Origin of the sequence: Mucilaginibacter sp. SMC90, from assembly GCF_022811725.1 — a bacterium.
Taxonomy (GTDB): Bacteria; Bacteroidota; Bacteroidia; order Sphingobacteriales; family Sphingobacteriaceae; genus Mucilaginibacter.
Window position 1 is genome coordinate 1,193,005 of sequence record NZ_CP094527.1, and the last position, 26,610, is coordinate 1,219,614.

Consider the following 26,610-nt stretch of genomic DNA (forward strand, 5'->3'; position numbering starts at 1 on the left):
AAGAAGACTTACCAAGTTTTCAAAACTCCGTAAGTCTGGGTATTTGAAACTGCCAACTGCCACTGCAAACCGCCAACTGAATTCAGGGCGCTTCACTAAACTCTTCGTCCACACTTTCACGCAGATCATATAACAGCCATTGCTTACCTGCAATCGATCTTGTTTTTGATTGCAGCAGTTTAATAAAATCATTAACGCCTACAGGTTCGTTACCGTTGCCGTGAATAAGCACTATACTACCATTTTGCGGCTGCTGGCCTTTGGCCAGCCAGGCATCGGTACCAACCGGGATCAGGCCAAAATTGGTGATCTGGTATACCAGTTGCTGATCAGATACCAAGCCTGGGAAGCGAAAAAATACCGAAGGTAACAGGCCGTTGCGCAGCATCGCCTTTTCTGTTTCCAGCACTTCATAATTGATATCGGTGCCGGGTTCAAGTAAGAAGTTTTCTTTAAGCGGGGCCTTCAGGCTTACCCGGTGATTGAAGGAATGGTTGATCCAGGTAATGTAGATCTCGCGGTTGGCCTGCATTTGTTTAAGCCAGGCTAAATCCTGCGGGTGTTGCCGCATCCATACTCCGGTTACCGAAAGCGCGATAGGTACGGGGCGCTCCACTTTTTTAAATTCGGTGAAAATATTAGTAAAAATGCGTTTATCCAGCGGGCGGTGCGATGGGCACAGGTCGGCGGTAAGGCTGATACCGGTTTGTTTGGGGATCCCGCTTTCAATCCCTGCATCCTGAATATTGATCGACTGTTTTTCGGCTTTACTGAGCGCTTTTTGATAGGGCGTACTTTTAAAAAACTCCCGTGCCTGTTCCATGCTCATGGGCTTTACCTGGTAAAAGCTGCTTTCGTTTATTTTAGTTTCAAGCGTTTGCGGGTTCACCATGAGCAGGTAATTACGCCCTTCGTTGTCAAAACGGCGAAGGATCATCCAATCCTGAGGATAGTTGTGCGCCCATCCGTAGTAAACTTTATAATTTTCTATTTTACGATAGATGGTTTGCGCAAAGGTACTGGTAAAAAGAAGAATGAGGATAAAGAGCGATAAAGATATCTTAAGAAATTGTTTGTTCATGGGTACTTGTTTTCCAGTTTCTGCCGGTAATGATACTACTTGTAACTAATATCAACATAAAAATGGTTATTGGAATAAACATGAAACTATCAAAATGCGGATGCCTGGTTATTTCTGTAGATTGATTACCTAAAGCCGAAAGCGGGGGATATATCGTCCAGCCACTTTTGGCGTTAGCATCCAGTGTTTGCTCCAAAAGTAAAACTATCCGGTATATCCTTATCAGCATAATAATCAACAAAAAGTCGCTTGTTATTAAAACGATGTTGACTATTTTGTTTTTATAACGTGTAACAATAGCACGGATAAAATAGATCAGCGTAGTAAAAATGGAAAAAGTCCCCAATACCAAGAGCTGAAAGGGTGATACTGACATCACAAAATAAGTATCGTGCATGTTTATATCAAGTGTCATACTGCCGTATATCGTTCCTGACAAAAAAGGCCAGCAAAAAAAGGCCAGCACATATATGGCAAGTAGTACGCACAGCTCAATAACAATTTGTTTAGGTTTCATGACCTAAAGTTAAATATATCGGGCATTTTATCTAAATGATATATAACTTTGAAATATGACCCGTCTATCTGTCAATATCAATAAAATAGCCACTTTGCGTAATTCGCGTGGTGGTAATAACCCCGACCTTATCCAGGTTGCTAAAGACTGTGAACGTTTTGGGGCACAGGGAATAACCGTACACCCCCGGCCAGATGAACGCCACATCCGTTATAACGACGTGTTTGAGCTTAAGAAAATTGTTACTACCGAGTTTAATATCGAGGGCAATTGCCAGGAACAAAAATTCATCGACCTGGTGTTGGCTAACAAACCGGAGCAGGTTACTTTGGTGCCTGATGTGTTAGGGCAGATCACCTCAAACCACGGCTGGGATACCATCACTAACTATCATTATTTAAAAGATATGATAGCAGTATTTAAAGATGCCGGGATCCGGGTTTCCATCTTCGTTGACCCTATTGCTGCAATGGTTGAAGGGGCTGCCAAAACCGGAACTGATCGTATTGAGCTTTACACCGAAGGGTATGCTACTCATTTTCCGCAGGGAAAAGAACTGGCTATTGCTCCGTATATTGAGGCCGCAAAAGCCGCACAGCAGGCTGGTTTAGGGATTAATGCCGGGCATGACCTGGATTTGCATAACCTGAAATACTTTGCCGAGAATATACCGGGCCTGCTTGAGGTAAGCATTGGTCATGCCCTGGTGAGCGACGCCTTGTATTATGGTTTGGAAAATACTATCCAGATGTATTTGAGGCAGTTGGCCTAACGAATAATGCTTAAGTTACCCGATAATAAGCCGCATCCTGCACTAAGGTTAATGATATAATAATAACTGCCCGAAGGTAACGGCCTGCCATTATAGGTGCCGTTAAACGGGCGGTTATATCCTTTTGCATCATAAATGTTTTTTCCGTACCGGTTAAATATTTTTACGGTTGCCGATGGGTAGTTTTCCATGCCGGCAATTTTCCAGTAATCATTAATGCCATCGTTATTGGGGGTAATAGTATTGGCGATATTAAGGGATGAGAGGCCTACGCTTACATCAACTTTGGTACGGGTACTTTCGCAGGCATTGCTAAAACGGCTTATGTAATAGCTTCGGTTTGAAGTAATGTTCACTTTAAATTTACCATTCGCCTCCTCATCAAGCGGTGTAGCATCGCTTTCGTTATCATAAAGCCTGTAAGTTGATGTTGCAATCGGGTTACTAACCGGTATTACGGTTTCGCCCGGCCCGCATAACTGGAAGCTGCTTACCGATGGCGGATCAAGAACAAGCTCCTGGTTAAGTAGGGTAATATGATAAGGTACTGCACAGCCTTCGGGATCAATAGTGAGGGTATATGTTCCGCCGGGAAGCTTGTCGATATCCAGTGTGGTGCGAATTACCTCTCCTGCTTCATTAGTCCACTTCAATGACGGCGCGGCACCATTAGTATTGATCAGTTTTAAGTTACTAATGCTCCCGTTGGCAGCATCGCATGAGGCGTTAACTTTTTGAAGCCCTGAATCATCTATACCGGGATTTGAACTTGTCAGGGTTACAGGGATTGATTTGGCAAAGCAATTGCCGTTATAACATTTGGCATAGTAAGTGCCAATACCTACATTTACGAGCGTAGCCCCCCCTGACTGAATAAGCTGATCCTGGTCAGTATACCAGTCAACCCCAATAACATTCTTTAAGTTTTGCAGGGTGATAGAGCCATTGTTTTTAAAGCAGGTTGGGTTTACCTTTACGTAATCGGTTGTTGAGGTAGAAATAACCGGCTGGGTAAATTCAGACGAGTTGTTGTTAAGTGTAGCATTTGCCACCAGTTTTTTATTATGAAGATCGCTGGTAAACTTCCAATTGCCGGCCGCATCTGCAATAATTGTAGCCAGGTATTGTACAGGGTTACAAACAGAGCAATCTGTATTGTCATTATAAATGTAAACAGCTGCTCCGGGTGATGCTGTTCCAGAAAATTCGGTTGCGCTGTTTATAAGTACGTTGATGTCGGGGACAGCCGTGCCCTTTGATATGAGATACGGGGTTGTATTGCATGAAATGCTGTTTTTGGCTATATTGATATTGGTTGATTCGACAGAGTAAAAGGCCCCGCCATCATTACTGAAAATATTAATATTATTATCGTTGTTATCACCTATCAAAGCATTATTACATTTAAACAATGACATACCCGAATTGCCGGGTATGCTGCTTTGCTTGTTGCGGATAAATAAGAACCCGTTTACCGATACAAACTGAAATTGTGTAGCACAAAAATCATTATCGGTTATCTGTGTATTACTACCCTGAAACCGCACCAATATTGAGGCACCGGTTACGCGGTTGTCCTGTCCGTTTACATCAAGCGAAAGCGAATTATTGATAAATTTATTGTCGATCCCGTTCAGGGAAATGGCTGTGGCAAAATGGTTCCTTTCCTTTAAAGAAACGCCTCCTACCGATGAATTGTCTGCAGTGATCTCAAGAGCATACCCTAACTCCAAAACGTTTGTCCCCGATTCATCGTAGCCAATAAAGTTTGACCGGATATTTATGTTGTCGTTGTTTTTTGAATCAGTTAATGAGTTAGTGCCGCAATAAACGCCATAGATATTATCATAAAAAACGTTTCCTTTATCGGGTGCGCCTATGGTAATGTTAGTGCAATCATAAGCAGATATAGCCGTAAAAAGAAGGTTCCCGTTAAAATTTACCAGTTTGCTGCTGTAGCCTTTTATGCATAAACCATATATTTCAACATTGGTGACCTCGGTCATAAGCAGGGCTGCAGCTTTAGTACCCGGAAAAGTATAGCTGATATCCGGTATAATATAAACCCGAGCATCGCTTCGGCCATATTTTTGGCCCGGTTGTGTACTGCCATCTATTATTAAGTTTGAGGTAACCTCGGGCAATTGCGTATATAGCGTTATGGTTGGGTTGCCCGACAAATTAAAATTAATAATATCCTGTTGCATTGTTCCGTTGGCGGCTGCTTTGGTAAGAGCATCACGTAATGTGCCCGGTCCGGTATCGGCATTACTTGTAACCGTAAATACAGTTGCCATAGCGCGCGAACCGGCCAGTGCCAGGAATAACGTAAACAGCAACAACCGGTGTTTCATGGTTGCGATTTGGGGCTTGAATGTAGTTTATAATTAATTGGCAATAAACTGGTTGATATTGTCCGATAGTAAGTTACGATTTTGTTGGCAATAACGCTACAATGCCAAATGAGTTGTTTACTTCGCCTGACTTTAGATTAATAAAAGGAGGGAATCTTGATATTTACCTGATGATTGTTAAACTCCCCGAAAGCAGGTTGCAGCTTTTGCCGAGGTTTAAAATATAGTAATAAACCCCTGCCGGAAGTTTGCTGCCCTTGTAAGTTCCGTCGAACGGTATGCCGTATCCCTTTGATTCAAATACCTTTTGGCCGTACCTTGTAAATACTTGTACGATGGCCTGGGGATAGTTTTGGGCATTATTTATCTTCCAGTAATCGTTATTGCCATCGCCGTTTGGCGTAAACGTGTTAGGAATATCAATTGCCGACAAACTGATGGTTATTTGTGCTGTTGCCCGTTCGCTTTCGCACTGGCCATTAACCTGGCTTATATAAAAGATGCTGTTGACGTTTGCACTGATCTTAAAAATACCATTTGTTTGCTCATCCAGATAAGTTGGATCCGTTAACGAATTGTAGAGGCGGTACTTATTGCCAGCAGCCGGAGAGTTTACAGTTAGCAAAGCTTCGCCGGGGGCGCACAATTGTAAGGGATTAATTACTGGAGCGTCTATCGTGCTATTCTGGTTGGAAATATTAAATGCTATGCCAGCCGAAGGGCTGCAGATACTGCTTCCGGAGTCGTGGACCTGAAGGCTGTAGGTGCCTTCGCCAACGCCGGTAAGATCCTTTGATGTAGATAGATGATTACCAGCTTCATCAACCCATAAATAGGTATAGGGCGGCGTGCCGCCGGTTACCTGGATGTTTTTAATACTACCGGCTTTTAACCCACACTGATCGTTTGTTTGGACTATCGAATTGCCATTTATTTGCAAAGCAGGGATATCATCAACCGTAAAATCATGCGGGTAAAGTGTTTCGCAACCGTTGGCATCAGTAAAGTAAACTTTATAAGTGCCGGGTTTAAGGTCGTGCGGATTTGCGTCTGAGCCTGCAGGCTGACCGGTAGCATCAATCCATCGCATGCTTTTAACAAGGTTATCAGTTATCAAACTAATTGAACCGCTGCTTTGCCCCGCACAACTTTTGACGATATAAGCGCTATATGTAGGATAAATTGTGGCCGGAGTAGCTTCGATAGTATAAACCTGACTCGTTTTACTACAGCCGAAATCGTTACTTGCAATTAACTGATAATTGCCGGCAGCGGCGTTTGGTAAATCGATGCCTGAACCAGCTGTATTATTATTAGCTGTATTGATCCATTTGTAATGAGTTGCTCCGGGAGCGGTTATGCCTTTAATACTGCCGTTGTTTTGGCTACAGGTAGTGGGGCTGCGTACCACATTGTTTTCATCAAGTGTTATGCCGTTAACTTCGGGTATCTCGATCTCAGAAGAATATACGGGGCCACACTGGCTGTCGTCGGTAACTTTTAACGTGTACATACCGGCTGGCTGTCCGGTCAGGTCATTGGTATTGGCTACTTCCTGGTGTTGGGCATTGAGCCAGCTGTATTTGATGTTGCCGGTGCCGCCAGTAATGATAATGTTTTTTATAGCCCCTGTAGATTGGCCACAATTGGTAGGCTGGATATTAGGATTTGTCTGGTTGATTATAATGCCGGTTAAGCTTTTTACTGTTACGGGCCCATAACTTTCTACACAATTATCAGATGTAATTACTTTCAAAGTGTAGTTACCGCTGGGGACATCTGTTAAATATAATGACTGGCCAAATTCCTGTTGATTTTGATTGTACCATTTCGTTGTTTTTATCGAAAAGTCATTTTGATTTTTAAATCCTAAACCGGTTATTGATCCATTGTTATCACAGCTGTTTGTGATTTGTAAATAGCTATCGTCAAATACCGGCTTGGTATCCCGAAGGCTAAAAACAGTACTTTTAACATTACAATATTCGCCCAGGAAAGCGGTAAAAGTGTAATCACCTGATGGTAAATTATCAATATCAACAGTAGTTCCTTTAAGCTCACCATTTTCGTTACGCCATTCTACGTGCGTATTGTTAACCACTGCTATCCCTTTTATACTGCCATTATTATTACCGCATGATGGGTTTTTGATAACCGCTTGTGAAATATCAAATCCAACTTTTGCAAAGACAGAAGTACGCCCATTGAGTGATGCCGAAGCGGTAAAACCGGTGGATTGGAGGTTGCTGGTAAATTGCCATGCTCCTGTGTTGTCGGCAACTACCGAACCTATGAAATGCGTAGGTTCGCACAATTGACATTCGCTATCGCTAAACACCTCAACGGTTGCTCCCGGCGTAGCTGTACCCTTTATTGTACCGTTAGCAACTGTGGTTATTGAAATGTTTGGAATCGGGCTTGCCGGATTTCTTACGTTGTAAGCGTTTCCGGTACTTTTGCAACTTATGCTATTGCGTTGAATGAGAATGTCATTACATTGATAGGCATCTATAGCAGCATAATCACTATTTCGATATATTATATTATTAATGTTATTGGCATCAGCAGGATCGGGGCCCCCAATAATAGCTTTTTTTACATATATTAATTCAAAAGGTGTTGTTGATGAACTGTTGACGTCGGGTTGTAAATTTCTATCAAGATTGGTTTTATTTGATTTTATATTTACCACTCCATTCATGTACTCAATGTGTGTAATACTTCCGTAGTTGTAAATATTATCAATAATGTCTAATTGATCGATATAGTCAAATGCAACATAATCGGCAATTCCTGTAGTACCCGCAGTTTTATACCCTATCGTATTGTTTTTAAAAAGACATTTATCAACAGGAACCGCATTTGAGCCAGTTCTTGGATCATAGCCAGATACTCTACTTTCTCTGGTATAGTCTTCGCAAACAAAAAAGTTACCTTCAGCTCGAGTCTCTCCTCCAACTAATACATCATTTGCATTTATATAAAAATTTCCTGTCCAGGCAGTAGCACTTGGTTTTTCTGTGTTAGGATCAATACCGAACCAGTTAGCTGACATGGTGACATGGTTGCCTCCTAAAATGTAGACGCCCATATCTACAAACCCAAAGGTATTTCCTTTGCCAGCTTTTCCGATAATTATATTTTGATGAGTTGATAATACTTATAGTATTGCTGTTGCCGCCTCTTCCGGCAATAAAATCAAAAAATATACCATCAATTTCGATATTATTAATGCTCTGGCCATTGAAAATGACTATATAATCAGGATATAGATTATCAGTCATTTTTATGGTAATTTTTGTATCGCTAATGCCTATCTTATTGCCAGGTTGTGTACTGCCATCAATAACTAAATTCGATGAAAGTAAAGGAAGGCTTGTCTGAACTTTTATTGTCCGTCCCGCCTCACTCAAATCCGGCAAATTAAAATTGATGTAATCTTTTTCGGCAATGCCATTGGCTGCCGCAAGAGTGAGTGCTTCGCGCAAGGTTCCCGGCCCCGAATCGGCATTGCTGGTTACCACAAAAACTGCCGAAAAGCTTTTAAAACTGATGAAAAGAAAAATTGTGATAAAAAGTAAAATGCGCCCCGCCATGTTTAGGTATTCACGAGCCAAAATACATTTTTTTCCTGTAAATGCATTGTCAATATCATATTAGCTAATTGTTACTCAATTTGTAAAATCGTACCTTTGCGGTAAATTTAAGAGGGACGATTAATTCATGAAGTTGAATACAACCTATCAGGAGCAGTTTCAGTCGAGGCACATTGCTCCAAGTGAGGCCGACACGGCCAAAATGTTAAAAACCATCGGTGTAAGTACGCTTGATGAATTAATAGGGCAAACAATACCGCAAAAGATCAGGCTTGCAAAACCGCTTAACCTGCCCGCAGCAAAAAGCGAGTTTGATTACCTGAACACCTTAAAGCAAACTGCTTCAAAAAACAAAGTTTTCAAGTCGTTTATTGGCAAAGGTTACTATGATGTAATTGTACCTGGGGTAATTCAGCGTAACATTCTTGAAAACCCCGGATGGTATACGCAATACACTCCGTACCAGGCCGAAATTGCACAGGGCCGTTTGCAGGCTTTGTTAAACTTCCAAACCATGATCATTGATCTTACCGGTATGGAAATTGCCAATGCTTCACTGCTTGACGAAGGTACTGCTGCTGCCGAAGCTATGTTTATGCAATACACTTTGCGTAAAAATAACAACACCAAGGTTTTCTTCGTTTCTGAAGAGTTGTTCCCGCAAACTATTGATATATTAAAAACCCGTTCAGAGCCTTATGGCATTGAACTAAGAATAGGCGACCACCGTACCGTTGAATTGACCGACGATATGTTTGGTGCTATTGTACAATACCCTGCAGGCGACGGCGCAGTTTACAACTACGCCGATTTTGCCGCAAAAGGGCATGAAAAAGGCATTAAGCTTACAGTTGTTGCTGATATTATGAGCCTTGCCCTGTTAACGCCTCCGGGCGAGTGGGGGGCCGACATTGTTGTTGGTTCGTCACAGCGTTTTGGAGTGCCTATGGGCTTTGGCGGCCCGCATGCTGCTTTCTTTGCAACTAAAGAGGAATACAAACGCTCAATCCCGGGCCGTATTATTGGTGTTACTATTGATAGTGCTAATAACTATGCGCTGCGTATGGCGCTTCAAACCCGCGAGCAGCACATCCGCCGCGATAAAGCAACTTCAAATATTTGTACCGCACAGGCACTATTGGCTATCATGGCTGGTATGTATGCAGTATATCATGGCCCGGATGGTATTAAGTTAATTGCCGAAAGGATTCACGGATTAGCTGTATTATTAGCTAAAACTTTAGGGCAGCTGGGTTACGAACAGCTTAACGAATCATATTTCGATACCGTTAAATTTGATGTAGCCCATTTGGCAGGCCCAATTCATTCTGAGGCTTTAAATAATGAAATGAACCTGAACTATGAAGGTTCGGTTGTTACTATATCTGTTGATGAAACAACTTCGGTTGAGGATATCAAAACCATTGTGAGGTTCTTTGCTAAAGTAAAAGGCAAAACCCTTAATGATGTTGATTTTGACGGCATTAATGCAGGTCTTGAAACTGTTATCCCTACAGCGCTTCAGCGTACTTCGGCTTACTTAACACATAGCTTGTTCAATACCCACCGGTCTGAACATGAGATGCTGCGTTACATCAAATCATTAGAGGCAAAAGACCTTTCTTTATGTCATTCAATGATAGCTTTAGGTTCATGTACTATGAAACTAAACGCTACCACCGAAATGGTACCTGTTACCTGGGCCGAGTTCAGTAAAATTCACCCATTTGCCCCAACCGACCAGGTTGGTGGTTACATGCAATTGTTTGACGAGATCAATAACTGGTTAAGCGAAATTACCGGTTTTGCAGCTATGAGCCTGCAGCCAAATGCAGGTGCTCAGGGCGAATATGCAGGTTTAATGGTTATCCGCGCTTATCACCTTGACAGGGGCGATGCCCACCGCAATATTGCTTTGATCCCTTCATCGGCACACGGTACCAACCCTGCATCTGCAGCAATGGCCGGCATGAAGATCGTGGTGGTTAAATGCGATGATAACGGTAATATCGACGTTGCCGATATGCGCGCCAAAGCCGAGCAATATAAAAACGAACTTTCATGTTTGATGGTTACTTACCCGTCAACCCATGGTGTATTTGAAGAAAGCATCATCGAAATTTGCGAGATCATCCATGAAAATGGTGGCCAGGTTTATATGGACGGTGCCAACATGAACGCGCAGGTTGGTTTAACAAGCCCCGCCAATATCGGTGCCGACGTTTGCCACCTTAACCTGCATAAAACATTCTGTATCCCTCACGGCGGTGGCGGTCCGGGCATGGGGCCTATCGGTGTTGCAAAACACCTGGTGCCTTATTTACCAGGTCACGCTGTGGTTGATATCGATAAAGGAAAATCAATCCATGCGGTTTCAGCAGCACCATGGGGTTCGGCTTCTATCCTGATCATATCACACGCTTATATAGCAATGATGGGTGCCGAAGGTTTGACTAACGCTACCCGTTACGCCATACTGAATGCCAACTACATTAAAACAAGGCTCAAAGAACATTACCCGGTGTTATACACAGGTGCCAATGGCCGTTGTGCGCATGAAATGATTTTGGATTGCCGCTCATTTAAATCGGCAGGTATTGAGGTAACTGATATAGCCAAACGCTTAATGGACTATGGTTTCCATGCGCCAACTGTATCTTTCCCTGTAGCTGGTACTGTGATGATTGAGCCAACAGAATCAGAACCAAAGCACGAGCTTGACCGTTTTTGCGATGCCATGATCTCTATCCGTCATGAAATTGCTGATGTGGTTGACGGCCTGTCTGACAAAATAAACAACCCGTTAAAAAATGCACCTCATACCGTAGCCGTAATTACAGGTAACGAGTGGGAGCATCCATATACCCGCCAAAAAGCGGCATTTCCGTTGCCTTACGTAGCCGCCAACAAATTCTGGCCATCGGTGGGCAGGGTTAATGACACATACGGCGATAGAACGCTGATCTGCTCATGCCCTCCGTTAGAAGAGTACGAGTTTGAAGAAAGCGTGATAGAATAATCTTCATTAAGCCCCCGCCCAAAGCGGGGGTTTTTGTTTTATGTAAATTATTAAAATATGAATTCAGATAATTTTGAACGTAATTCAAAAGTTTCCCGGTTTATGGGGGATTTGGAGGGACTCATTGCCAAAACACCGCCAACGCCGTATTATGCAGTAATATTTACCTCGGTGCGCACCCCGGGTGATGATGGTTACGGGGATATGGCTGCTGAAATGGAAGAGCTGGCACGGAAACAGGAAGGTTTCCTGGGCGTTGAATCGGCCCGCAACGATGTTGGAATAACGGTGTCTTATTGGCAATCGGAAGAGGCGATTAAAAACTGGAAAGCTAACGCCCGTCATCTGTTTGCCCAGCGGCAGGGGCGCGATAAATGGTATCGGAATTATATGGTACGTATTTGCAGGGTTGAGCATGACTATACTTTTTAAAGTATAATATTCAACGGTTAGTTTTTGCCTTTAATTTTGGTTTATAGGAACTTTATTTATTTTTCAAAATCAAATAAAATGCCATAGAACGGGTTATTTGATTGAGTTTGTGACAGATATTATTTTTAGTATTTACAACTAAAAGGAATATAACTTTTTAAATTGTGGCCTCGTATAAAGAGGGAGCGCTTAAATTATAAATATGAACATTAACAATAAAGCCATTAGTGTATTGCTGGTTGATGATGACGAAATAAATAACTTCATCTCCATAAAACTGATAAAGAAAGCTTTACTCAATACCGAAATTATGGCTTGTCTGAATGGGAAATATGCTATAGAGCAACTTTCTGATATTCAGCGTAAAGATCCTAATAAACTGCCCGATTATATTTTACTTGATATTAATATGCCCATCATGAACGGCTGGGAATTTTTGGATGAGTATAAGCGCCTCAACCTTGATCCCCTGGGCAAAAGCAAGATCTATATTATTTCCTCATCTGTTTTTAGCAACGATATCAATAAGGCACGTTCATATCCCTTAGTGAAGGATTTTATTTCCAAGCCGCTTAACGTTGAAAAAATAAAAGAACTTTTTGAGGTAGCTACAGAAAACTAAACAGGCTTAACTTTAAAATGTTCGCCTTCTGTTTCTACCGTTCCGATAGCAAACGATTTGGAGTGGTAAAACAGGCATTTCCAGCCTTCGGCGGCGGCCTTTTTACCATATTCTTCACGTAGCATCATGGCCTTGCGGCCGTCCATGTCATACTTGGCTATGAACTTTCTTAGCAGCTGCTCGGGTTCGGGAAGCTCATCACCGCCAAAAAATACTTTTTCGCCCTCTATATCAAACCAAAACACCTGGTGTGCAGGGCAATGACCACCAGAGTGTTCATACCTGATGCCTGGTTTAAACTCGCCGTTGCCTTCAATAAAAGTGATCTTTGCGCTTGCCCGTAGGGCTTCAAATATTTCAACGTGGTATGATGAACCCTTACCGCTGATGCCAAATTCCCATTCCTGTTTATTGATCACGTGCTCGGCCTCAGGAAAGCTGGGTACTAATTTACCGTTACGCTCAACTACCAAACCGCCGGAGTGGTCATAATGCAAATGCGACATCATTACCAAGGTAACGTCATCCGGATCAAAGCCCGCGTTGCGGATGTTCTGGTGCAGCATCAGTTCATCACGGGTATCTTTAAAACCGAGACCTGTATCCAATACTATCAAATCCGTTTTAGTTTTGATGAGGAAGGGGTTAACGTGAATGAACAACGAAGCCGGACGATCTTTCGGGTTGTCAGTTTCCGGGTTGAACGGGATAAATTTCTTGGTTGCATCAACCGAATAAGAGCCCTCACCTAAAGCAAAAAATTCCATAGTAAACGTAGTATCAGATTTTGAAGTAACTTTGGCTCTTTAACAGAGCATAAGTATATTTACTGTTTCAAGCTGCAAAGATATGAATAAACGTTGGGCGCTAAAGGATAATACAAACCATGATGATGTAATAAAATTAGCCGCCGAACTCAATATCGATACCGTTTTAAGCGCCATGCTTGTGCAGCGCGGTATCACCACTTTTGAGGATGCCCGTTACTTTTTCAGGCCAGATCACCGGCACCTGCATGATCCATTCCTGATGAAGGATATGGAAAAGGCTATCCTCCGCATTGAGCAAGCTATGGCAGCCGAGGAAAAGATCATGATCTACGGTGATTATGATGTGGACGGGACTACAGCTGTTGCGCTGACTTATAGTTTCTTCAAAAAGCTTTATAATAATATTGAGTATTACATCCCCGACCGCTATAAAGAAGGTTATGGGATCTCAACACAGGGGATTGACTACGCTGCCGAGCAAGGTATTACCCTGATCATAGCGCTCGATTGCGGGATTAAATCGATTGATAAAATTGACTATGCCAATGAAAGGGCTATCGACTTTATCATCTGTGATCACCACTTACCGGGAGCGTCGATCCCGGCAGCGGTGGCAGTACTTGACCCCAAACGCGAAGATTGTGAATATCCATACAAAGAGTTATCCGGCTGTGGCATTGGTTTTAAGCTGATCCAGGCTTATGCCGAAAAGAACAATATTCCGGTTGAAGAAGTTAACTGCTATCTCGACCTGGTGGTGATCAGCATTGCCTGCGATATTGTTCACATCAATGGCGAAAACAGGGTATTAGCGCACTTCGGTCTGCAAAAAATAAATACCGATCCTTGTATTGGAGTTAAAGCATTAATGGAGATAGCGGGCCGCAATAGCACGTATACCATATCGGATGTAGTGTTTTTGCTCGGGCCGCGGATCAACGCAGCCGGCAGGATAGACGATGCCAAGCATGCGGTTGAATTGCTGATTGCTACAGATAAAGACGCTGCCAAAGAAAAAAGTGCGATGATCAACGTGCGTAATACTGAGCGAAAAGGGCATGACCTGAGCATCACCGACGAAGCGCTGGGTATGATTGACAATGATGAGGTATTGATTGCCCGTAAATCAACCGTGGTATTTAATGAAGGCTGGCATAAAGGCGTTATAGGCATTGTAGCATCGCGCCTTACCGAGAAATATTATCGCCCTACCATAGTGCTCACCCGCTCAAACGGACATGTGGCCGGTTCGGCGCGCTCTGTTTTGGGGTATGACCTGTATGAGGCCCTTTGTGGTTGTAAAGATCTGCTGATCCAGTTTGGCGGGCATAAGTATGCCGCAGGTCTAACCATGGCCCCCGAAAACCTGGAAGCTTTTATTGAAAAGTTTGAAGAAGTGGTAAGCTCCACCATAAAACCGGAACAATTGATTCAGCAAATACAAATTGATGCCGAATTACGTTTAAGCCAGATAGAAGCGAAATTTTTCAGGATCTTGAATCAGTTTGCGCCTTTCGGCCCTGAAAATATGGCCCCTGTTTTCATAAGCAAAAATGTGTATGTTAGTGGTAATGCCGGTTTGGTAGGCGGCTCACACATCAAAATGAGCGTAATGCAGGAAGATTCGGCAGTATTTGATTGCATAGCCTTTAACCATGGTCAATACCTGGAACAATTAAAACAGGGCATGCCGTTTGAAATGTGCTACTCGATAGAGGAAAACGTTTGGCGCGAAAGAAGAACGATACAATTAAACGTGAAGGGGATACGGTTTTAGTGATTAGAGGTTAGTGATTGGAGATTAGTTGGGTTGGCCTGTAGTTCATGGATCATAGTTCATAGTTGAAAGTTTTTATCAGCGAAATCAAAAGAATCAACGGTTAAAAATAATCGGTGAAATCAAAATAAACAATCGGTGTAATCCCGGTAAAATAATGATACTAAGAGCAGATAATTTAGTTAAGAAATACAAGCAGCGTACCGTTGTAAACGATGTATCGTTTGATGTGGCGCAGGGCGAAATTGTTGGTTTGCTGGGGCCTAATGGTGCCGGTAAAACTACATCGTTTTATATGATTGTAGGCTTGATAAAGCCTAACGAAGGTACTATACACCTGGATGATGAAAACATAACCCAGGACCCGATGTACCGCCGCGCCCAAAAGGGGATAGGCTACCTGGCGCAGGAGGCATCAGTGTTCAGGAAACTTTCGGTTGAAGACAATATCAAGGCAGTGCTCGAAATGGGCAACATGTCGAAGGATAAGCAAAGAGATAAACTGGAAGAACTGATAGACGAGTTTAGCTTGCACAAGGTGCGCAGAAACCGTGGCGACCTGCTATCGGGTGGAGAACGCCGCCGTACCGAGATTGCCCGTGCGCTGGCTGCCGAGCCAAATTTTATCCTGCTTGATGAGCCTTTTGCCGGTGTTGACCCTATTGCGGTTGAAGAGATCCAGGCGATGGTGGCGAAGTTGCGTACGCGGAATATCGGCATCTTAATAACCGACCACAACGTGCAGGAAACGCTGTCGATCACAGATCGCGCTTACCTGCTTTTTGAAGGTAAAATATTAGAATCAGGCGTGCCCGAGGTTTTGGCCGAGAATGAAATGGTGAGGAAAGTGTATCTTGGGGCAAACTTTGTGCTGAAAAGAAAGGTTTTTCCTCAATAATAGTCCTATGACCCTCTTTAACTCCGTATTTACCTGGTTCATGAAAAAGCGTATCCACCAGATAGAGCTTTTTATGAAGTACCCGAATGAAGTGCAGGAAGAATGGTTTGAACAACTGGTATCGGTTGCTGAAAACACGGAGTGGGGTAAAAAATACCATTATAAAAGTATCGAAAACCTGAGCCAGTTTAAGGAGCGGGTTCCGATTCAAAACTACGATACGCTGAAGCCTTACATAGAGCGCATGCTCAAAGGCGAAAAAAATGTGCTTTGGCCATCAGAGATCCGCTGGTTTGCCAAATCATCAGGTACCACCAGCGATAGGAGCAAATTTATTCCGGTAAGCGAAGAGGCACTTGAGGAATGCCATTTTAAAGGCGGGAAAGACCTGCTAACCATCTATTTCAATAACCAGCCCAACCCCCGCATGTTTACGGGGAAGATATTAACGCTTGGGGGGAGTCACCAGATCAGTCAGCTAAGCCAGGATACTTCATTTGGCGATCTTTCGGCAGTGATCATGAAAAACCTGCCCATGTGGGCAGAGTTTCACCGTACACCGCACCTGGATATTGCCCTGCTCGAAAACTTTGAGGAAAAGATTGAGAAAATAGCGCATGCCACTAAGGATGTAAATGTTACCAGCATCAGCGGTGTACCCACCTGGAACTTGGTGCTGTTTAAACGCATTCTGGAGATCACCGGTAAAAATAACCTGCTGGAAGTATGGCCCAACCTGGAGATGTATTTTCATGGAGCCGTGAACTTTACACCTTACCGCGAGCAGTTTAAAAAACTGATCCCGAACGAGGAAATGTATTACCTCGAAAATTATAATGCATCAGAAGGTTTCTTCGGCATACAGGATACCAAAGAGCCCGGTGATATGCTATTGATGCTTGACTATGGTATTTTTTATGAGTTTTTACCACTCGAAAATCTGCATGATGAAAATCCTGAAACGCTTACTCTTGATGAGGTAGAGCTGAACAAAAACTATGCGCTTATCATATCAACTAATGCCGGGCTGTGGCGCTATATGATAGGGGATACTATTAAGTTTTCTTCGCTTTCGCCGTTCCGGATCCAGATCACCGGTCGCACAAAACATTTTATCAACGCTTTTGGCGAGGAAGTGATCATCGACAATGCCGAGCGTGCATTGGAAGAGGCCTGTACACAAACCGGTGCCATTATCAGGGAATATACCGCAGCCCCTGTTTATTTTAATGGTGATGAATGCGGTGCCCACGAATGGATCATTGAGTTCGAAAAAAAACCTGCCGAATTTGAACGTTTTGTTGACCTGCTTGATGAAACCCTGCGCCGCATTAATTCCGACTATGATGCTAAGCGTTTTAAAGATCTGGCGCTACGTCGTCCAATAGTTCGTCGTGCGCCGGATGGCACTTTCTTTAATTGGATGAGAGAGAAGGGTAAGCTGGGTGGACAGCATAAAGTGCCACGTTTGGCTAATGATAGGGAATATGTGGATGCTATTTTGAAGATGATGGAGTTGGTGGGGAATTAGAATCAGGACTGCAAGATTTAAGAAGCAAGAGAAATATAAAGTTGCTTGGGTGGATCGAGCAGCTATACAAAACCTGAAAATTAAAATCTATGTCATTGCGAGGAGCAGCATGGATAGAAGCATTGGGGCGACGTGGCAATCTCGTCGTTATGCCTGTGAGATATGCAAAGCCGCTAAGCATAGCTACGAGATTGCCGCGCTATCGCTCGCAATGACATGTTTTTATTAAATATCAGTCGTTATTGCCTGCTCTGGCCACCCCACGACAAGCCTCCCAAATCTTTACCGCCTCCACAGCCTCTTTCACATCATGCACCCTTAAAATATTCGCCCCTTTCATCAGCGCAATGGTATTCAACGCAGTAGTACCATTCAATGCTTCAGCAGAAGTATTACCCAACAAACCATAGATCATCCTTTTACGGGAGATGCCGGCAAGTACAGGCAGACCCAGCAGATCAAACTCATTCATCCGGCTCATTAACTCATAGCTATGCTCCGCTTTTTTTGCAAAACCGAAGCCAGGATCAAGGATCACATCATGTACACCAAGCCGTTTTAACTCGCTGTATTTCGATATAAAATAATCAAACACTTCGCTAAATACATCATCATATTCGGCCAGTTGGTTCATCGTTTGCGGAGTGCCTTTCATATGCATTAATATGTAAGGCACATTTAACCGGGCAACTGTGGCAAACATATCTTCATCCAGCATACCACCCGAAATATCGTTAATGATATGTGCACCTCCTTTAATGGCAGCTTCCGCAACACCGGCGCGGAAAGTATCTATCGACATAATGGCTTTTGGGAATGCCTCGGCAATGGCTTCAACAATAGGTAATAACCTGTCTGTTTCTTCCTGTGCTGAAATATCAATTGCTCCGGGACGGGACGAGTAAGCACCAATATCAAGAAATGTTGCCCCATCAGCCAGCATTTTTTGTGCTTGAAGTAAAGCCTCATCAACACTTGGTTTGCGGCTATCGGCAAAAAAAGAATCGGGGGTAATGTTAATGATCCCCATTACTTTTGGCGATGACAGATCGATAAGCCGGCCGCCCGCGTTGAGTGTAACTTTTTTACTGAAAAATGTATCTTTAGCCACGGTTAGTTGCTTGTTGTAAAGTTTTAATGCGGTAAAGTTAATTAACTTTGCAGGCACGGGCTTCATAACCCTACAACTTTTAAAGTTCATAACATTCAAACAGATCAACCTTTGACTAATACAGCAGCAGAATACGAAGGCGTAATTAATATATGTAAAGGCCTTTTCATGAAAAAGACCCGCGATTACGGCACCGCATGGCGTATCCTCCGCCCGCAATCCATCACCGACCAGATTTTTATTAAAGCTCAACGCATCCGTACCCTCGAAGAAAAGAAAGTATCAAAAGTAGGCGACGATATCACCGGCGAATACATCGGTATTGTTAACTATTGTGTGATTGCTATGATGCAGCTGGAGTGCGGACCCGAAATGTCGACCGAGCTTAACCCCGATCATGTAAGCCAGATGTTTGACGAGAAAGTGAACGAAACCAAAGAGTTGATGTTTGCTAAAAATCACGACTATGGCGAGGCCTGGCGCGATATGCGGATCAGTTCATTGACCGACCTGATATTGATGAAGCTGCTCCGCGTAAAACAGATAGAAGATAATAAAGGCCTTACCGAAGCATCGGAAGGGGTTAAAGCTAATTACCAGGATATGCTGAACTATGCTGTGTTCGCGCTTATCAAGCTTAACATTCATCACGGTAAATAAAACTCTTTATTAATTATAAAAATTAAGTCCATCTGCCGGTTGGCGGAGAAGATTTAAAAGGGGCTTATGAAAAATACATCATCAAACAGTGCTGTTATATGGATTCCCCGCTTATTGGTGGGCTTACTGTTTATATTTTCGGGAGCGATCAAGGCTAATGACCCGCTTGGTTTTTCGTACAAGCTGGTAGAGTATTTTGAGGTATTTCATATTACATTCCTTAATGGACTGGCGCTTACCATGGCTATTGTGCTTTGTGCGCTTGAAATGCTGTTGGGCTTTGCATTGCTTATTGGCGCAAGGGCTGTTAAGGTTGCCTGGGGATTGTTGCTGCTGATCATCTTTTTTGGCTTCCTCACTTTCTATTCGGCCTTTTTTAAGGTGGTGCAAACTTGTGGTTGCTTTGGCGATGCTATTCCCTTAACGCCATGGCAGTCGTTTAGTAAGGATATGGTTTTGCTGGCTTTGGTGCTGATCTTGTTTGTTAAGCGTAAACAGATCAATCCTTTGTTTAGTGCTAAAGTAGGTGATAAATGGCTTATCGGTGCTGCCGTTGTTTCAGTGGGATTTGGTGTGTACACCTATAACTTTTCGCCGGTTATTGATTTTCTTCCGTACAAAATAGGCGCTAACCTGCCAGATGAGATGAAGATCCCGCCGGGTGCACCGCTTGATGAATTTGAGTTGACTTATCACCTCAAAAACAAAAAGACAGGGGCTACCAAGGTGATGAACGATAAGGAATACCTTAAAACCAATATCTGGAAGGATGCCAATTGGGAAGTTGTCGGTGATCCGGAAAATCGTTTGGTTAAAAAAGGGTACGAGCCTAAAATTCGCGACCTCGCTATTCAGGATGCACAGCGTAACGATTATACGAAGGAATTACTTTCGAGCCCTTTCTATAGCCTGTTCATCGTTGCCTATGACTTAAGCGAAACAGATAAGGATGCCATTAACCGCTTAAACGCGCTGGCGATAAACCTTACTGATAACTATAACATCCGCACCATATTGCTTACCTCAAATTCGGCTGCAGATGCCAAAGCGTTTGCCAAAGAGCATAAATTGATCAGCGAGATCTTTTATGCTGATGGTGTTCCGCTGAAATCAATGGTACGTTCCAATCCGGGTGTGTTGCTGATCAAGAATGGTACAGTGATTAATAAATGGCATTATCATTCGGTGCCTAAGTATGAGGATATCGTAAAAGAGTACTTACAGAAATAACAAAATGATCCCCTACCTGCTCCGCAAATTGGTATACGGGCTGGCAGTAATGCTGGGGGTGGTGTTTGTTGTCTTTTTTCTGTTCAATATCCTGCCGGTCGACCCGGCCCGCATGACCCAGGGGCAACGTGCCGATGTGCAATCGTTACAGGCTGTGCGTAAAGAGTTTGGGCTGGATAAACCCGTACCTGTGCAGTTTGCCTATTACCTGAATGATCTGTCACCTTTGGGCATCCACCTCAATACTGCGGATGAGCAGCAGCGCTATGGCTATGTAAAGCTATTCGCGGTGAGTAAAAGTAAAGTGCTGGCGCTGAAATGGCCTTATTTAAGACGCTCATACCAAACCCGTAAGGATGTTGCCTCGTTGTTGATGGAGGTGATCCCTAATACGTTGGTGCTTGCTGCAGCAGCCATGATCTTCGCTATTATTATCGGTGTGTTTTTGGGTGTGGCGAGCGCGGTGAACAAAGATACCTGGATCGATAAGCTGGCATTGAGTTTCTCAACACTTGGCATTTCTGCCCCATCGTTTTTTGCGGGGATTATCATTGCCTGGATTTTTGGCTTTGTGTTGAGTAATTATACGCATTTAAACATGTCGGGCAGTTTATATAGTTATGATCCCTTTAAGGGTGAGGTGATCACACTCAAAAACCTGGTATTGCCTGTAATTACTTTAGGCTTGCGGCCGTTGGCTATCATTGTACAGCTTACCCGTAATGCTATGCTTGATGTTTTGGGGCAGGATTATATCCGGACTGCCAAAGCAAAAGGATTAAGTAACCGAACTATCATTTACCGCCATGCGTTAAAGAACGCCATGAACCCGGTAATTACCGCTATTGCCAACTGGTTTGCCTCGCTGCTGGCAGGCTCTTTTTTTGTGGAATACATTTTTGGTTACAACGGATTAGGAAAAGCTACAGTTGATGCGTTGGAAATGTCGGATTTTCCGGTAGTGATGGGCTCTATATTGTTTATCGCGTTTATATTTGTGGTGATCAGTATCCTGGTTGATATTATTTACGTGTGGATAGATCCACGGGTAAAATTAAGCTGAAAGAATTTATATGAAATATTTTATTGTGGGTTTTATGGGTTGTGGCAAAACAACCTGGAGCCGCAAACTGGCCGCCAAATGGGGCTACGAATTTATTGACCTTGACCATGTGCTCGAAGCCAAAGCAGGCATGAGCATTGCCGAATATTTTTCATCTTTTGGCGAGGACGCCTTCCGCAAGCTGGAATCGCAGGTGCTGAAGGAAACCGAATATCATGAAAACACCGTGGTATCAACAGGCGGTGGTTTACCCTGCTTTTTTGATCATATGGATTGGATGAATGCCAACGGTAAAACCCTGTATATAAAACTATCACCCAAAACACTGGCAGATAGGCTGGAAAACAGTAAAACTATACGACCAGTATTGCAAGGTAAAAAAGGCGAAGAACTGGTTGAATTTATCACCGGTAAGCTGGCCGAACGTGAAAGTTTCTACCTGCAGGCAAGCAATATTGTTGAAGGGATAGATATGTCGGTTGAGAAGTTGGAGGAGGCGTTGGGAGTACAATAATCTCCCTATGTCAATTGCGAGCGCAGCGTGGCAATCGCACGTAAGCAGGTCCACCCTGTATAGTATGCGATTGCCACGCTGCGCTCGCAATGACATGAGTTTTGTATTTATCTGTTTACCTCAAGTAAACAGCATCCTCTTCACCATCTTGTTCATCAAGTACCACGTCAACATGCTCTTTAATAACAGTTGATAGGGCGACACCGGCAAAGTCAGTTGTGATAGGGAAACTTTTATGGTTACGGTCCACCAATACCGCGGTACGGAGTTTTTTAAGCGGAACATCTAAAAATACACCAAAGCCATAGGCAAGTGTTTTGCCGCTGTTCAATACGTCATCAACCAGTATCACAACTTTGTTGCTGCATTCTTCAACCTCAAAATCAATCTTGGCGCTCAGGCTGCTGCTTTGTTTTTCAAGTTCGATGGTAAGCAGGCGACTTTTAAAAGGGGAAATGCCGTCAAGTATGGTTTTCAGACGTTCGGCAATGTGATTGCCGCGCGGCAGGATACCGGCTATTAATATTTCTTCCTCGTCAAAATTATCCTCCAGTATCTGGTAGGCCATCCTGTCGAGCTTTTGCTGGATCTGTTGCTTGTTTAATATGAGAAGCTTTTTTTCAGACATGTTGTGTTCTAATGTTGGCTAAACTGTGGTAAATATACAAGTAACGTTCATACAAGCAACCCTGCAGTTTTTAACTTTCAATAATTATTTCACGTACGGAAAGTACACAAAGTTTGCACCTTCGGGCACTACAACAAATACACACATATATTCGTACGGATCTTTGTAACTTTTGATAAAACGTTCCTTTAATACAGGTTTTATAACGTCACGTTCCACAAATTCTTCCAGCGTAGAAGCATGGATGCTCCATTCGGAGTTTAGATCATGCCGGTCAAGTATCAGCTCACCAATACTTAACTCATGCTGGTGGGCAATAAAAATAGGGTAAGAGGAAAGACCTTCGTTCATGATCTCCTCAGATACTTCTTTAATTGATTCGTTAAAATATTTCAAATCGCGCTCCAAACTTATCAGCGGACTATCAGCCGCCGGTTTATTGCGTTCATTTCCTTCGTTAAGCAGTTCTTCAGGGTTCATGACCGTTGATTTTTTTGATTACGATGATTTCGTTGATTTTTTTGTTTTGTGATTACACCGATTCTTGGATGATTACACCGATTTTGACCGTTGATGTTTTTTGATTATGTTGATTTCGCTGATGAGGCTTCGGCTATGAACTATTAACCATGAACCATAAGCCAAACACAACTAACCTCTTATCTCCAACCTCTAATCTCTCAAAACAAGTAACACCACATTCTCCACGTGTTGTGTATGCGGGAACATATCCACCGGCTGGGTCTTTACGGTATCGTATTTCTCTTTTAATACCAGCAGATCGCGGGCCTGGGTGGCGGCGTTGCAGCTTACATAAACAATTTTAGGTGCTTCAATTTCCATAAGGCGGGCCACAACATCCGGGTGCATGCCTGCACGCGGCGGATCTGTTATGATCACATCCGGTTTGCCGTGTTCGGCCACAAAATCGGCTACCAGTACGTCCTTCATGTCGCCGGCGTAAAACTTGGTGTTGGTGATATTATTGATGGCAGAGTTTACTTTGGCATCTTCAATGGCTGTTGGTACATACTCCACGCCAACTACTTGACGCACATGCCCGGCCACAAAGTTGGCAATGGTGCCTGCACCGGTATAAAGGTCATATACCAGTTCATCGCCATTAAAGCCGGCAAAATCACGGGTTATTTCATACAGGCGCAAAGCCTGGATTGAGTTGGTTTGATAAAATGATTTTGGCCCGATGCGGAATTTAATACCGTTCATTTCTTCGTGGATATATTCCGGCCCTTTAAAGGCAACAACATCCTGGTCAAATATGGTATCGTTCTTTTTCTGGTTTTCAATATAGAGCAATGAGGTGATCTCCGGGAAACGGGCATCAACATGGCTCATCAGTTTATTGATCTCGTCTTGCTCAGCATAAGCAAAAACCACGATCACCATGATCTCGCCGGTTGATGAGGTGCGCACGATCAAATTGCGGAGCATGCCGCTGTGGTTACGCAGATCGTAATAAGTATAGCCCTGCTGTATGGTAAAATCACGGATCTCGTTACGTAGACTGTTGGATGGTTCCGCCTGCAGGTAGCAATGGTTTACATCCAATATCTTGTCAAAGCGGCCGGGTATGTGAAAACCCAGGGCATTCATGTTCAGGGTACCATCTTCCTTGTTTTCACCGTCGTAAAGCCAGCGTTTGTTGGAGAAAGTGAACTCAAGCTTATTGCGGTAATACCTGTCGGCTGGAGAAGGTACAATAGGCATAATACCGTCAACATTGATCTTAGCCAAACGGCTTAATGCATCAACAACCGATTTTTGTTTGAATTTGAGCTGGGCTTCGTAGGTCATATGCTGCCACTTACAACCCCCGCAGGTGCCGAAGTGCTCGCAAAATGCCTCAGTACGGTATTCTGAAGCTTGTTTTAATTCGGTGATCTTACCCTCGCCGAAGTTTTTTTTACTCCGGTACACTTGTACATCGGCAATATCGCCGGGTACGGCCTTATCTACAAAAAGAACAAAATCATCAGCCTTGCCTACGCCTTTGCCCTCTTCGGCAATGTCAATGATCTGTACGTTCTCAAAAAACTTTGGTTTGTTAGCTTTACTCATCAGGCTGCAAAGTTAACCGTATTTATTTAATCCTGAAAATGGGAGGGAAGAAGCAAAAGAAAGCCGTTCGCCTTTTAAAGGCGTTACGATATTTAAACAGGATTTTTAAACAAATAAGCTTAGCAGATATTTAACCATGTCAGTGGTGTCGATATCTTCTTCTATCTCAAATTGCTCATCAATCAGGTCGGAAAAGTCTGTTAGTTCGCGGCTCATAAAATAAAAATTTACTATGCTAACATAGTAAATTTTAAACTAAAAACCAAATCGGTATAAGGTATATTTATCAAGCGGCAAAGATTTCCGAAATCTTTGCCGCTTAGCTTAGGTGATAATTAATTTTTATCCCAGTTTATTTTGCGGGAGAAATACATTAACACCGCTATGATGATGAACAGGGCGATACTACCAACCATTAAGGCGAGGTCTTCCAGTTGAATGATCACAAAGATGAATGCGTAAAACACCGATAAAATAAAGGCGAACAGTATAGCTGCCTTTCGGTTTTTCAATAGTGATGATATAAATACGGATATCAGCGCGATGGTTGATACAGATGCAATGAGGTAAGCCATATTGTAACCAACCTGCTCCGAAAACGATAGCAGCAATGTGTAGTAAATAACCATAGCCGCACCTATCAATATGTAATTGAACATATGTATCGGCTGTTTGCGGATAACTTCGGTTAAAAATAGAGAGATGAAAGTGAGCAGTATGATAAATATGGCATACTTGCTGGTACGCATGGTTTTCTGGTACTGATCAACCGGGAGGCGAAGTTTTACGCCGAACGGGTTTGACTCTAATTTGTTGTTCTGATTGCTTGGTTTTCCTACCCATTGCTGTGGCAATTGCCTGTTGTAATTCAGGAGATGCCAACTGGCGCTGAAACCATTGCTGCCAACTTTGCGTTCGTCTGGCAGATGGCTACCCTCAAAATTTGGGCTGCTCCAATTGCCATGTACCTGTACATCAGTAGATTTTCCGAGTTGCAAAAAGCTTAATTCCTCGCTTCCTTTTAGATCAAGGTCATACTCAAACGGTATTTGGGTACTATTTGCGGTAGATAGATCAACTTTCGATTGCAGTCCGTCGCTAAATAGGGATTCGCCACCGAACGAGGGTTCGATATTTAGTGTTTGATTATTAGTTTTTAAAATAGGGTTGGTTTTTAGCCCTTTCAAATCACCTACGCCAAGCTCAAACCTTGCCGTGTTTAACAAAAGCTGACTCATGGCTATCCCCATATTATTAGTATTAATAACACCGAAAGTGCCACGTACTTTCACATGGGTATTATAAACAGCAACGTCAAATATTCCCCTGTGTAGTATTTGCGTACTTAAATCTGCATTAATATGTAAGCTTTCGGGCAGGATGTAAAGATTTTCAATAACCTCTTTTGTAACGGTATCTGTAAATTTTACCTGTTTTTTATAGGGAATAACCAATACTGGACCTTTGATAACCTGGCTGGCAGACCAGTTATCGGAAACTTCTTTGATCACTTCATCCTGCCGGCCAGAGCGCTCAGTGATCAGGTTTTGAACGAGGGATGATGGAATAAGTAATAACAGCACCAATATGCCGATAAAGATCAATTTAAAAGTTGCTGATTCCTTGAGCCAGCCTAAAGTTGTTTGTTTGGGTGATTGTTCCTCTATCATGATTGTTTAGATATAAAGTACTTTGTATTTCAAAGTTTGTGGATAAAAAGAAAGGCTTTTGTTTAAGCCCGTGACAAAGATAATATAAAGTACTTTGTATTTAAAAGTTAAATAAGTAAATTTTAACTCAGAATAGTTAGAAGCTGTTTGAAAGCCATTCAGATAACTATTAAATAAATTCATTGCCGCTGACTTCAGTCAACGGAGTAATGCTAAAGACAAGAGGTTTAGCCAAAATATCGCTTGGGTTTGGGCTAAAGCCCGGCAGTCCTTTCTTTTAACCGTT

Annotated in this window: 22 protein-coding genes; 11 read left to right on the forward strand and 11 right to left on the reverse strand. The window is 43.0% G+C overall.

Annotation, left to right across the window (positions count from 1 at the left end):
• Window positions 1–82: 82 nt before the first annotated feature.
• Both MTO98_RS05295 and MTO98_RS05300 read right to left on the reverse strand, forming a co-directional pair.
• Window positions 83–1,081, reverse strand: coding sequence for a polysaccharide deacetylase (locus tag MTO98_RS05295; RefSeq protein WP_243485570.1), 999 nt, complete (start codon window positions 1,079–1,081; stop codon window positions 83–85).
• The gene (locus MTO98_RS05300; RefSeq protein WP_243485571.1) at window positions 1,062–1,598 is read right to left on the reverse strand and encodes a hypothetical protein; all 537 of its coding nucleotides are present in this window, start codon (window positions 1,596–1,598) and stop codon (window positions 1,062–1,064) included. The genes MTO98_RS05295 and MTO98_RS05300 overlap by 20 nt, the downstream gene beginning before the upstream one ends.
• A 55-nt stretch (window positions 1,599–1,653) precedes the next feature.
• Between MTO98_RS05300 and MTO98_RS05305 the strand changes: the two genes are divergently transcribed.
• Window positions 1,654–2,370, forward strand: coding sequence for a pyridoxine 5'-phosphate synthase (locus tag MTO98_RS05305; RefSeq protein WP_243485572.1), 717 nt, complete (start codon window positions 1,654–1,656; stop codon window positions 2,368–2,370).
• Here the strand turns inward: MTO98_RS05305 and MTO98_RS05310 are convergent.
• The 3 genes from MTO98_RS05310 to MTO98_RS05320 all read right to left on the reverse strand — a co-directional run bounded on the left by MTO98_RS05310 (window position 2,367) and on the right by MTO98_RS05320 (window position 8,320).
• Window positions 2,367–4,724 carry a gliding motility-associated C-terminal domain-containing protein gene (locus tag MTO98_RS05310; RefSeq protein ID WP_243485573.1) on the reverse strand — a complete coding sequence of 786 codons (2,358 nt, stop codon included), beginning with the start codon at window positions 4,722–4,724 and terminating at the stop codon, window positions 2,367–2,369. The two genes, MTO98_RS05305 and MTO98_RS05310, sit on opposite strands and share 4 nt — an antisense overlap.
• A gap of 163 nt (window positions 4,725–4,887) precedes the next feature.
• Window positions 4,888–7,815 carry a gliding motility-associated C-terminal domain-containing protein gene (locus MTO98_RS05315; protein WP_243485574.1) on the reverse strand — a complete coding sequence of 976 codons (2,928 nt, stop codon included), beginning with the start codon at window positions 7,813–7,815 and terminating at the stop codon, window positions 4,888–4,890.
• Window positions 7,769–8,320, reverse strand: coding sequence for a hypothetical protein (locus MTO98_RS05320; RefSeq protein ID WP_243485575.1), 552 nt, complete (start codon window positions 8,318–8,320; stop codon window positions 7,769–7,771). Before MTO98_RS05320 ends, MTO98_RS05315 begins: the two co-directional genes overlap by 47 nt.
• 127 nt (window positions 8,321–8,447) lie before the next feature.
• Between MTO98_RS05320 and gcvP the strand changes: the two genes are divergently transcribed.
• The 3 genes from gcvP to MTO98_RS05335 all read left to right on the forward strand — a co-directional run bounded on the left by gcvP (window position 8,448) and on the right by MTO98_RS05335 (window position 12,393).
• Window positions 8,448–11,339, forward strand: a complete 2,892-nt coding sequence (gene gcvP, locus MTO98_RS05325; protein WP_243485576.1) for an aminomethyl-transferring glycine dehydrogenase — start codon at window positions 8,448–8,450, stop codon at window positions 11,337–11,339.
• 57 nt (window positions 11,340–11,396) lie between these two features.
• Window positions 11,397–11,771: an antibiotic biosynthesis monooxygenase gene (locus tag MTO98_RS05330; protein WP_243485577.1), complete on the forward strand. Its 375-nt coding sequence runs from the start codon at window positions 11,397–11,399 to the stop codon at window positions 11,769–11,771.
• Window positions 11,772–11,973: 202 nt separating this feature from the next.
• Window positions 11,974–12,393: a response regulator gene (locus tag MTO98_RS05335; RefSeq protein ID WP_243485578.1), complete on the forward strand. Its 420-nt coding sequence runs from the start codon at window positions 11,974–11,976 to the stop codon at window positions 12,391–12,393.
• On the opposite strand, the gene MTO98_RS05340 is transcribed toward MTO98_RS05335, so the two are convergent.
• The gene (locus MTO98_RS05340; protein ID WP_243485579.1) at window positions 12,390–13,160 is read right to left on the reverse strand and encodes an MBL fold metallo-hydrolase; all 771 of its coding nucleotides are present in this window, start codon (window positions 13,158–13,160) and stop codon (window positions 12,390–12,392) included. The two genes, MTO98_RS05335 and MTO98_RS05340, sit on opposite strands and share 4 nt — an antisense overlap.
• A gap of 82 nt (window positions 13,161–13,242) precedes the next feature.
• Between MTO98_RS05340 and recJ the strand changes: the two genes are divergently transcribed.
• The 3 genes from recJ (at window position 13,243) to MTO98_RS05355 (ending at window position 17,369) form a co-directional block, all read left to right on the forward strand.
• Window positions 13,243–14,940 carry a single-stranded-DNA-specific exonuclease RecJ gene (recJ, locus tag MTO98_RS05345; RefSeq protein WP_243485580.1) on the forward strand — a complete coding sequence of 566 codons (1,698 nt, stop codon included), beginning with the start codon at window positions 13,243–13,245 and terminating at the stop codon, window positions 14,938–14,940.
• 157 nt (window positions 14,941–15,097) lie between these two features.
• Window positions 15,098–15,838, forward strand: a complete 741-nt coding sequence (gene lptB / locus MTO98_RS05350; protein ID WP_243485581.1) for an LPS export ABC transporter ATP-binding protein — start codon at window positions 15,098–15,100, stop codon at window positions 15,836–15,838.
• A gap of 7 nt (window positions 15,839–15,845) precedes the next feature.
• The gene (locus MTO98_RS05355; RefSeq protein WP_243485582.1) at window positions 15,846–17,369 is read left to right on the forward strand and encodes a GH3 auxin-responsive promoter family protein; all 1,524 of its coding nucleotides are present in this window, start codon (window positions 15,846–15,848) and stop codon (window positions 17,367–17,369) included.
• A gap of 232 nt (window positions 17,370–17,601) precedes the next feature.
• Here the strand turns inward: MTO98_RS05355 and folP are convergent, their stop codons facing one another.
• Window positions 17,602–18,480 carry a dihydropteroate synthase gene (gene folP, locus MTO98_RS05360; RefSeq protein WP_243487917.1) on the reverse strand — a complete coding sequence of 293 codons (879 nt, stop codon included), beginning with the start codon at window positions 18,478–18,480 and terminating at the stop codon, window positions 17,602–17,604.
• 168 nt (window positions 18,481–18,648) lie between these two features.
• Here folP and MTO98_RS05365 point away from each other — a divergent pair, with 168 nt between their 5' ends.
• From MTO98_RS05365 to MTO98_RS05380, 4 genes are all read left to right on the forward strand, one after another.
• Window positions 18,649–19,140 (forward strand): DUF1599 domain-containing protein, encoded by a 492-nt coding sequence (locus tag MTO98_RS05365; protein ID WP_243485583.1) that lies wholly within the window; start codon window positions 18,649–18,651, stop codon window positions 19,138–19,140.
• Between the two features lie 66 nt (window positions 19,141–19,206).
• Complete coding sequence (locus MTO98_RS05370; RefSeq protein WP_243485584.1) at window positions 19,207–20,370, forward strand: BT_3928 family protein; 1,164 nt, start codon at window positions 19,207–19,209, stop codon at window positions 20,368–20,370.
• 4 nt (window positions 20,371–20,374) lie between these two features.
• On the forward strand, window positions 20,375–21,433 hold the full coding sequence (locus MTO98_RS05375; RefSeq protein WP_243485585.1) for an ABC transporter permease: 1,059 nt from the start codon (window positions 20,375–20,377) through the stop codon (window positions 21,431–21,433).
• A 10-nt stretch (window positions 21,434–21,443) separates the two neighbouring features.
• Window positions 21,444–21,947 carry a shikimate kinase gene (locus MTO98_RS05380; RefSeq protein ID WP_243485586.1) on the forward strand — a complete coding sequence of 168 codons (504 nt, stop codon included), beginning with the start codon at window positions 21,444–21,446 and terminating at the stop codon, window positions 21,945–21,947.
• A gap of 115 nt (window positions 21,948–22,062) precedes the next feature.
• Here MTO98_RS05380 and MTO98_RS05385 read toward each other — a convergent pair whose 3' ends face one another.
• The 4 genes from MTO98_RS05385 to creD all read right to left on the reverse strand — a co-directional run bounded on the left by MTO98_RS05385 (window position 22,063) and on the right by creD (window position 26,324).
• The gene (locus tag MTO98_RS05385) at window positions 22,063–22,575 is read right to left on the reverse strand and encodes a phosphoribosyltransferase family protein (protein WP_243485587.1); all 513 of its coding nucleotides are present in this window, start codon (window positions 22,573–22,575) and stop codon (window positions 22,063–22,065) included.
• An 84-nt stretch (window positions 22,576–22,659) separates the two neighbouring features.
• Window positions 22,660–23,055, reverse strand: a complete 396-nt coding sequence (locus MTO98_RS05390) for a hypothetical protein (RefSeq protein WP_243485588.1) — start codon at window positions 23,053–23,055, stop codon at window positions 22,660–22,662.
• 192 nt (window positions 23,056–23,247) lie between these two features.
• Window positions 23,248–24,654 carry a 23S rRNA (uracil(1939)-C(5))-methyltransferase RlmD gene (gene rlmD, locus MTO98_RS05395; protein WP_243485589.1) on the reverse strand — a complete coding sequence of 469 codons (1,407 nt, stop codon included), beginning with the start codon at window positions 24,652–24,654 and terminating at the stop codon, window positions 23,248–23,250.
• Window positions 24,655–24,989: 335 nt separating this feature from the next.
• Entirely contained in the window at window positions 24,990–26,324 is a 1,335-nt protein-coding gene (gene creD, locus MTO98_RS05400; protein WP_243485590.1) for a cell envelope integrity protein CreD, read from the reverse strand.
• Window positions 26,325–26,610 lie beyond the last annotated feature (286 nt).